The sequence below is a fragment of the Streptomyces sp. NPDC005574 genome (assembly GCF_040605435.1).
Lineage (GTDB): Bacteria > Actinomycetota > Actinomycetes > Streptomycetales > Streptomycetaceae > Streptomyces.
In genome coordinates, this window is sequence record NZ_JBEXCW010000168.1 from 1 (window position 1) to 9,249 (window position 9,249).

The 9,249-nt window shown below is 70.0% G+C and carries 4 protein-coding genes and 2 pseudogenes; 1 reads left to right on the forward strand and 5 read right to left on the reverse strand.

Annotation, left to right across the window (positions count from 1 at the left end):
* Window positions 1–129: 129 nt before the first annotated feature.
* Window positions 130–246, forward strand: a pseudogene (locus ABZT03_RS41725) (glyceraldehyde 3-phosphate dehydrogenase NAD-binding domain-containing protein); the annotation flags it as partial.
* A 142-nt stretch (window positions 247–388) separates the two neighbouring features.
* On the opposite strand, the gene ABZT03_RS41730 reads toward ABZT03_RS41725, so the two are convergent.
* The 5 genes and pseudogenes from ABZT03_RS41730 to ABZT03_RS41750 form a co-directional block, all read right to left on the reverse strand.
* On the reverse strand, window positions 389–1,672 hold the full coding sequence (locus ABZT03_RS41730) for a TIGR02679 family protein (protein ID WP_356049216.1): 1,284 nt from the start codon (window positions 1,670–1,672) through the stop codon (window positions 389–391).
* A complete protein-coding gene (locus ABZT03_RS41735; RefSeq protein ID WP_356049218.1) occupies window positions 1,669–5,925 on the reverse strand; it encodes a TIGR02680 family protein in 4,257 nt (1,418 codons plus the stop codon). The genes ABZT03_RS41730 and ABZT03_RS41735 overlap by 4 nt, the downstream gene beginning before the upstream one ends.
* Window positions 5,922–7,247: a TIGR02678 family protein gene (locus tag ABZT03_RS41740; RefSeq protein WP_356049219.1), complete on the reverse strand. Its 1,326-nt coding sequence runs from the start codon at window positions 7,245–7,247 to the stop codon at window positions 5,922–5,924. The genes ABZT03_RS41735 and ABZT03_RS41740 overlap by 4 nt, the downstream gene beginning before the upstream one ends.
* A complete protein-coding gene (locus ABZT03_RS41745; RefSeq protein WP_356049221.1) occupies window positions 7,244–8,866 on the reverse strand; it encodes a TIGR02677 family protein in 1,623 nt (540 codons plus the stop codon). Before ABZT03_RS41745 ends, ABZT03_RS41740 begins: the two co-directional genes overlap by 4 nt.
* A gap of 125 nt (window positions 8,867–8,991) precedes the next feature.
* Window positions 8,992–9,249 (reverse strand): annotated as a pseudogene (locus ABZT03_RS41750) (ISAs1 family transposase); the annotation flags it as partial.

The window sequence follows — 9,249 nt, forward strand, 5'->3', positions numbered from 1 at the left end:
AAGGACTCGTGGCCAAGAGCCTCGCCCAGCGCTCCAAGCAGGGTTCCTCCGTCTTCTACACCGCTCCCGAGGCACCCGAGCAGCCGCAGGCCCAGAAAGCCGACGAGCAGCCCGTGCCCGCCGACGCCTGAGACATCCCTGACCGTGGACGGCCACCGCGTCGCCGTGACCGCCGCGCACGACCCGGCCGAGCTGGCCTGGGGCGACCTCGGTGTGGACATCGTCATCGAGTCGACGGGACGCTTCCCCACCCAGGCACGGTGATCCAGCAGGTGTTGTCGTCAATCATGCCGAAGGGGCCTATCAGCGCAGATGGTTACGGACATACGGGTCTGGAGGGGCTTGCGGAGCAGGTTGGCTCCCGGAGCACGGCACGGCGCCGTCGTCGCTACGCCTGGCGTGACAGGTCGTCCACCAGGAGTTCGAGGGTCGCCTCCTCGTGGAGCGCGACGCCGAGGGCGGTCATGGCGGGGGCGAGATCCGGGTCCCAGCCTGCGCTGACCGGCTGACCGTCGAGGGCCAGTTGGGGGATGCCCTGGGCCTGACTGCGAGCGGCCAGGTGCTCGTAGTCTGCGGTGCCCATGCGCCACGGCTGGGCTTCGTAGCGGCGGATGACCCGGTTGGCCAGAGCGATCCCCGGCCAGTCGAAGTCGCCGTGGTAGGCGAAGCGGCATCCCGTGGCGGCGAGGGCGTCGAGAAGCGTGAAGACCACGGTGGCGGCGCTGCCGGACGTGCACACGAGGGGCTGGACGCAGGCCTCGTCCGCCGCGGCTTCCACCACGCGCGGATTCTCACAGATGTGGATGAGCGTTGAGGCGGGGAGCTGTAGCCGGAGGTCATGCAGGTCGCGTGGTGTGACGTGGACTTCGGCGTGATGGTCGGCTCGCTCCCGCAGGGCGCGCTCCCGCCAGCCCTCGCCGTCGGGCCGCAGCCCGTAGGTCAGCACCGTGCTGGAGACCTCGTCCGGCGTGACGGACACAAGCCGCCACAGAGCGCGTCGACCGGCCGCGTCGTCGGGGAACTCGGTGCCATGGGCGAGGGCGACCCCGCGTTGGACGACGCGTGCGAGCCAGGTGCCGTCGTCCAGGCCGTGCGCGGAGCCGGTCGTCATGGCGGCGAGTTCTCCTCGGCCGCGTGTGCCGTTGCGTTCAGGTCCTTCGGGTCCGAGGAGAGCAGTGAGGACTTGGACCGCCTGCTGGAGTGTCCATATCGCCGCTTCGGGCGTCACTCCTCTCGGAACACCGGCACGGCGCAGCAGGTCGTACCACTGCCGGGGCCATTCCTGGTCGGCAAGCGGGGAGGCGTCCAGTGACGAAGCAAGGGACGACCACACCTGCTCCCGCCGTGCCGCCACGTCCGCGCGAGCGGCACGACGGTCGGCGAGTGGCGGGCCGATTTCCTCCAGGGTCTGTCTGAGGCCGAGTCCCGCGGCCGAAGCGCGTAGCCGGGCGTCTAGCACGTCGAGCCGTACGGTCACGGTGGAACCCGTGAGAGGTTTGCCCAACAGGAGAGACAGGTCGTTGCGTTCCTGGGCGTTCATCGCGGTCAGTCGGAGTGAGCCCGTGGCCTGTACGCCGTTGCTCTCCAGGCGTTTGCGTACGCCATCCCAGAGCCGGGTGAGTCCGGGACCCGTCAGCCAGTCGCGCGTCGCGGAAGGCAGTCGCCCGCTCATACGGACACCAGGCGCCGGTGCCGGCCGTTCCAGGTGTAGTGCAGGGTGGCCACCCCGCGCACATGGGGATCACGGAGGCACTCGTAGATGTGCAGGGACGGCACCTCGGGCCAGTTGCCCATTAGCCGCTCGCTGGTGAGGATGAAATCGAGATCGAGGTCGACGAGGATACGGCCCAGCCTGCCATGGGTGGGTTCGTCGACCTTGGCAAAGGCGTCGTCCAGGAGGATCAGCCGCGGTGCATGCGGTGCTGACTCGGCGAGGCTGGTGAAGTGGGCGGCCGCCGCGGCGAAGAGCACGAGGTAGGAGAGCACCCGCTGTTCGCCCTGGCTGAGCCCGGTCCGGCCGGTCAGTTTCCGGCGGCGGCCCGGGGCCGCGTCCTCGACCACGAAGGTGTGGAAACGGAACCAGTCGCGGTAGTCCAGCGCGGTTCGCAGATGGGCGGCGTAACCGGCTGACGGGTCGGCACGACGGGCGTCCTCGATCCGGCGTTGCAGTACTTCGCGGAGCTGCTCGGTCTGCTCACGTGTCCTGAGGCTCGACGGACTGCGCAGCAGCTCGACGGCCGCGCGCACGTCCGCGTCGACGTCCTCGTCTAGCTTCCACATCAGCTCGACGCCGAGACCGTGCGATGTGCGTACGGTCTTCAGGGTGTCGTTGAGAGCCGCGACGAGGTTCGCCGCGGTGATGACCTGCGCCGAGAGATGGTCGCCGAGCTCACCGGTCAGGAACCGCTGGAACACCTCGCGCTCGCGGTCGGTGAGCCGTCCCCGGGCCTCCGCGGCCTGGATCGCGATCCGCTCGCCCACGGCTGCGACGTCATGGGATCCGTGGTCGTCGACCAGGCGGCACACCTTGATCCCGTCACTTTCCTCCAGCTGCGCGTCGAACCCGCCGGCCAGTTGGTCGCGCAGCTCAGTGTGCCGGTTGAGTAGGGTGCTGTCCGACACCTCGCCCTTCGGGCGGCTGAGGGCCTGTTCCACGGCGTCGGCGAGTGTCCGCAGTGCTCGCAGACGGCTACGGACGTCCGTGCCGGGATCATCCGACATGTACTGAGGCAGCGAGGACCGGTCCAGCCCGGCGCCGTGCACCACCTCGGGTCGGCCGAGAGCACCGCGAAGAGCGCTTCCGGTGTTGATGACCGCAGTCTCCTGATCCGCCAGGCCCCCGCGCAGGCGCTTCTCGTCCTCTTCTGCGCGCACGCGCAGGTCGTGGAATTCGTCGCGGGCTCGCCCAGCCGCGGGGAGGGCGTGGACGGCGTTCGCGATGCGCTGCTTGGCCTCCTGCTCGCGCGCGAGGATCTCCTCCTCCGACGACCCGATGGCGTCCTCGCGGGTGCGCAGGTCCTGCTCAGCGGTGCGCAGTCCGGCGAGGTGGATTCGGTAACTCTCGTCCGCGGCCAGGCGATCCTCTCGGACGCGTCCATACCGGTCGGCGTCGGCTCGGTTCGCCCCGAGTCGCTCGCCCGTGCCGCCGACGGCCCTGCGCAGGTGCCCGATACCGCTGAGCAGGGCAGCCAGCGCGGTGCGCACTCGGTCCAGGGCGGCGGGGTCGCCGGGGAGGTCGTGGGCGGTCGCGGTGGCATCTGCCTCGGCCCGCGCCGATACCGCGAGAGCGCGGGCCTCCTCGGCCAGCCGTGCCGCCCGGGTTGCCTTGGCGGTCAGGTCGCGCAGCGTCCGCTCGGCCGATTCGGTCCTGCTCCAGGCGTCCGCGAGACTCCGTGCCCTGGGGAAGTCGCGTTCCGCGAGGGTGAGAGCCCGACGCATGGCATCGGCTACAGCGAGCTCCTCGCGGACGTCGGCCAGCCTCTGTTCCGTCTGCGCGATCCGCGCCTCCAACTCGGCGAGGATGCGCCGCCGGGTCTCGGCGCGTACGGCGGCCCCCACGTACTCGGTGTCGCGCTTGTCATGACGGCCGCTGAGCACGCCCAGACGCCAACTGCCGTCATAGAAAACCACGTTGTGAGCAGAGGTCTGCTGCGCCGGTGCGAGTGCGATAGTGGCCAGTAGACGTCCTACCTGCTCGGACGTGACGCCGCAACCCTGTTCGGGGGCTGGGCGCAAGGCCGAGGCGAGAGTTGACTCGTCGGACAGCATGGGACCCGGCTGGAGAAAAGTGTCCTGGGTGCGCGGATCGAGAAGGACGCCGTCCGCGCCCACCCACGCGTCCAGGATTCCACTAGCCTCCAGGGCTCCTTCCAGACCGGCTCGGTCGGCCGGAGCGAGATCGTCCGCGAAGTCCACGAGCCGGTAGAAAGGTGCTCCACTGCCCAGCGTCCTCGCGGCGACGCGATGGTGCGGGGCCGCTGGCTCAGGATCGGTACGTTGCTCCCAATCCCGCTTCTTCTCCGTCAGGCGGTCGAGTTCCTCGCCGAGCCGGCTGACGTCGAGCGCCAAGGCGTCCCGGCGCCCGGTGAGTTCCTCGCCGTACGGCTCCAATGCAGCCTGAGCGGTCTGCCGCGCCTGGCTGTCGATGTCGGGTGGCAGCGCGCGGTCCGCGAACGGCGCGTCGGCGGAGGTCTCACAGCCGACGGAGGCGTGGACGGCGTCCAGAAGCGGGCAGTCGGGCCCCAGTGCAGTCCGCGTGTCCGCCTCCCACTCGGCGACACGATCCGCATAGGCGCCGCTCTCCTCAACGACCTTCTGGCGGCTGACGTCGAGACGGCCGGCGGCCTCTTCTACCTCGCCCTCCAGCCGTTCCCGCTCGGCATCGGCCTGAGCCGCCCCCACCCGGGCCTCGTCCGCCCGTGAGATGAGACGGGTCACCTCCTGAACCATCCGGGCCCGGTTTCTCGCGACCGCCTCGGCGTCCTCCAGTTGGCTCTGCCAGGACTGTAGCCCTTCCTGCGCTGTGGCCGTGTCCACGCGGGCCACCGACTGATGTCGCACGGTGCGCGTCTCCCCGTCCGGAGTCGTCAGCTCTGCCTCGGTGGCCTGGGCAAGAACCGCGCGCGGTAGCGCCACCGCCTCGCCGAGATGGCCGGTGGGGAGCCCGGCCTTCTCCGCCTGCGTCAGCAGTTCCCGGTGCTCCGTCCCCAGCTCGGCCAGGCGGCTTCCGAGGTGTTCGACACCCTCGGCCAGCCGCTCAGCCGTGCTCTCCTCCGCTTCGTGTGCGTTGTGCAGGGTGGTGAACGCGGCCACGGCCGCGGTATGCAGCGCCTCCACCACACTGCGGCGTTCCGACAGTTCACGCAGGCTGCGGTAGGCGTGACTGGCGTGCAGGGCGGCCAGGTCGATCCGGGCGGCTTGTTCCTCCTCGCGCAGGGTCTCCAGTCGGCCCTCCGACTCCTCCTCCTGGGTCCTCAGGTCGCTCGTCCGCTGTGCGGCGTCTCCGGTAGCCCGGCGCCGCTGTGCGAGGACGCCCAGCTCGTGGCTCACTCTCTGGGCGGAAGTGCGCAGGACGCCGGCCAGGTAGCTGCGGTAACTGGTGAGGAACGTGCGCAGGGCCGCGTCGGTGCGTTCCAGGCGGCCGAGTTCGTCTCGTACGGCGTCAAGGTCGTGGAGGTTACGCGCCACCTTCTCGACCACGTCCTCATCGAGCCCCGGTAGGGTCTCGCTGAGCAGGGAGGCCAGCCCCCCGTGTTCGATGCGGTCGCCGACCGTCGGGCGCCGCAGCCGGTGGAGGAGCTGGGTGAGGTTGCGGTAGCGCGTCGCATCGGTGATGCCGAACAGTTCCCGGGCCACACGCGCACGGTGCTGGACCGCGCGGTCGGTCGTGTTGTCGGGGCCGACGATCTCCTTGAGCCGGTCGACCGGCAGCGGCTTACCGGCCTCGACCAGGTGCAGGTCCTCACCGATCCGCAGCGGGGTGACGAAGAACGTCGGCAGCGCCTTCTGCGTCGACTTCGAGGCGCGGATGGCGGCACCGAGCGTCAGGTGGCGGTGACCGCCGTCGTCGGCCGTGCTCCGGAACTCCACCCACAGGTACCCGAGACGGTTGGTCTGCTCGAACCCGTCCAGCATCAGCCAGGCGAGCGTGGTGCGGCCGGTGCCTGTCGCGTCCAGTGCACGGGAGTCGCCGTCCAGAAGATACGGGAGCAGCAGCTCCAGGGCCTTGGACTTGCCCGCGCCGTTCTTGCCGCGCAGCAGCAGCCGTCCGTCGCCGAAGGAGAACTCCTGGGCGTCGTACTGCCAGACGTTCTGGATGCCCGCCCGGTGCAGCCGGAAGCGGGCGCCGCCGGCCGTTGCGGGGCCGGCGGTTGTCGCAGCGTCGGAACGCGGCAGCGGAACGAGGCCACGCGCGTCGGTGGTCATAGCGGCAACTCCTCCTGGACGTCCATGCCTTTTCCGGCTGCGGTGGCCGGGCGCACCGTGACGTGGGTGGCGTAGCGAGCCGCTGCGGCCAGCAGCACCCAGCCGTCGCCGCCGGGCCGTGCACCATGGACATCGGTCACCGTGCGTCCGTCCGGCGCCTCCTCGACGTACCCCTCCGGCAATCCTTCGCCCTCGGCGCGCAGCCGTCCGGCGCGGACCATCAGCCGCATGCGGACCAGCAGGTCCAGTACGGCCTCTCGCAGGGAGGGAAGGTCCTCCAGATAGCCGCGTTGCCAGTTGCTGCGCTGCCCGTACTCGGCGATCAGCCCGGCCAGCACCTCATCCACCAAGCCGTCCGGAACCGCCACCCCGATGACCAGCGTCCCGCCGGTCGCCGGATGCCCTGGCTCCTGCGGCCGAAGCTGTTCCACAAGCCGTTCCGCCAGCAGCAGCGCGGCCTGCGCAACGGTCCCGGTGCCCGGCAGGTGCAAATCCGTCAGCTCCTCCTCGGGATCCACCAGCGCCACGCCCTCGGCACGGATCTCCATCTCCAGACCAAGCAGTTCGGAGAAAGCCTGGGCCTCCCGACGCTGCCGGGTGCGCAGCCAGTCACGCTCGGCGTCCGTCAGCTCGTCGAGTTGGACGACAGGCGTCTCGACGAGCATCCGACGTACATAGGTGCGCGGTCCGCCGAACCCCGGGTCCGCTGCCCGCCGGACGAGGTCGGCGCCGTCCCGTGCCTGGGAAAGCGGGCCAGCGACTACCACGCGTGCCAACTCCCGATCCACCGTAATCAGGGCTTCTCCGCTCGCCTCCTGCGCAATCGCAGCCACATGGCCCTCGGTCTCGATGAGCACGCCCCAACCGACCAACTGGCGCAGAGCCGCGACCAGGGTCCGCTTCCCCGCCACCCGGCCTGTCTCCTCCAACTCGATCCCCGCGTCGGCCGCGGCGGCCCTGATATCGGCGACCAGCTGCGACAGCAGCATCTGCTCGGGCGCGGTCACCAGCACGGACAGGGCCAGCGCGAGGCAAGCGTATGTGTGTGGGGTGAAGGGGGTGCCGGTGGAGCGTTCCAGTCGGTGTCCCGAGCCCGCCCCCAGCCCCGCCTTGAACAGCCGGGCGTAGGAGCTGTCGACCAGCAGGCGGTAGCCGAACACCTGCTGGAATCGTTTGCCCAGCCAGTCGGCGTGCCTGCGGATCAGCGGGAAGAGGTCGGCATGGGGACCGTCCGACGGGATCAGCGGGTGGGCGAGCAGCAGCCGGGCGGCAGTGCGGCGTTCGGCGGCCAGGGCCACGTCGTGAGTCGAGGGAAGGGTCATGACACGCTCGCCTCAGCTTCGCCATCGACTGCGGCGGAGATACGACCGATTTCCAGCTCCAGGTCATCCAGCAGCAGGTCGCCTTCGGCCGAGTACAGCATTGTTTGCGTGCCCGGCGTCCGGCGCACGGTGAGCCGGATACGCAGTTCAGCGTCTTCACTGCCGGCCGAGTCGAGGTCGAACCCCGCCGTCCTCTCCCCGCCCGTGCTGACGTTCCTGCTGAGCTGCGCGTTTCCGAGTGCCGTGGCCAGCAGCTCCAGGAGCAGGCCGAACGCCGCCGACGTGAGGCGTACCTCGGCGAATCGGCCGGACGCGCTGCGTAGTTCGTCCGCTGCTGCTGCCCGGGCTGCCGCCCGTTGCCGGGCGGCCTCTCGCAGTCGCTGCTTCTGCGCCGAATGATCCTCCACCGCGGAGGCCCGGCCGCGCTGGGCGCGGCTTCCCCTCTCCCGCAGAGCCACCGGCACCTCGACCACTGGCCCGGCCCACCAGCTCGTGTAAGCGGGCACCACCTCGTCGGTGGCCGGAGGTATCCCCAGATGGCGGGCGCCATACAGTCCGAAGGCGGCGACAGCGATGTCGTGTGCGTCCTTCGGCGCAGCTTCGTCGAACCAGCGGGCCAACCGCAGCAGATCCTTGCGCCGGGACATCTCCCCGGTGGCCGACCGCAGCATTCGCTTGGCGTTGGCGAGCAGTGACTGCAGCGCGCGCAGGGTGGCGTCTCGCAGCTGGTCGACCTGGCTGCCCTGGCCGTCGATGTCGCTGAACCAGCCGCGCAGGCCCTCCCAGTCCGCGAGTGCGCGGCCCCGGCTGCGCTGGATCCGGACCTCCATGCGGCTTTCGCCCTGGGGAGACAGTCCGGCAAGGCCCTGGGCATGGGCGTCCAGCCGGTCCAGCAGGACCGGTACGTGCGGCCACAGGGTGTCCAGTGCCCCCGAGATACGGGGCGCGCGGAACGCCACGTCCTCCGTGATCGCCTCGACGTAGTCCAGGAGCAACTCCTTGAAGCCCTGGTACTCGGCGCTGTCCAGGTCGTAGCGGGACAGCACCTGGCCGAGGTAGGCGTAGAAGTCGCGTATGGAGTCCGCGAACTCGGTGAACTGCACGAACAGTGTGCTGATCCGCTCCAGTCCGTCCTGCGGCTCGATGCCGCCCGGCGCGGTCACGAGGTCGGCCAGCTCCCGCAGCCCGCGCTCGACCAGTGCCAGCAGTTCGTTGCTCACCTCGCGGGCGGCGTCGGCCTCGGTCAGGACCCCGTCGGCGTCCCGCTGGATGCGTTCACCCAGTTTCGACAGCTGGTAGCGCGAGCGGGAGCGCTGGTACTGGCTGATGCTGGACGCGTTCACCGTGTGGCTGCTACGTAGCAGGTTTCCCCACTGCACCAGCTGTTCCAGCCGGACCGTGAGGGTGTCGGCGTCGAGTCCTGTGGTGAAACCGCCGGCCTGGCGCAGTTTCGCCATGATGTCCGGGACGGCAAGATCCGCCAGCAGTGTCCCGCAGAAGACCCGCATGATCGCGACGTGCTCCAGCCGCTCGGGTGCGCTGAGGTACGTGTACGCATTCAGCCGTCGGCGCGCCTCCTCGTCGGCGTCCTGAGCTGCGTCGGATACGGATGCCCCCATACTCGTGAGGTTACGCGGCGCATACGGGTGCTGCCGGTGGGTGGCCGAAAATGCCACGGACGAGTGCCTGCTCGTAGCGGTTCCCGTAGCAGGGCTTCGGCGTAGTCGGACCTCGTCCTTTTTGATCACGTGAGGCCGAGATGGGTGAGGGTGCGGGTTTGGTCCCTGGCTGTCCGGCGGAGGCCGGCGGCGATGTTGCGGACGCCGGCGAGACGGAGGGCTCCGATCGCGAGGTTTCTGTAAGTCGCCATCGCCTGGGGTGTGTTCCCGGTCCGCAACTGGGAGGCGTCCTCGGCGAAGGTGACGTCTCGGACGTGGTGCAGGGCCTCGACCGTCCAGTGTCCGCGGATCAGTTGGGCGAGCCGGGCGGGCGGGGCCTGTTC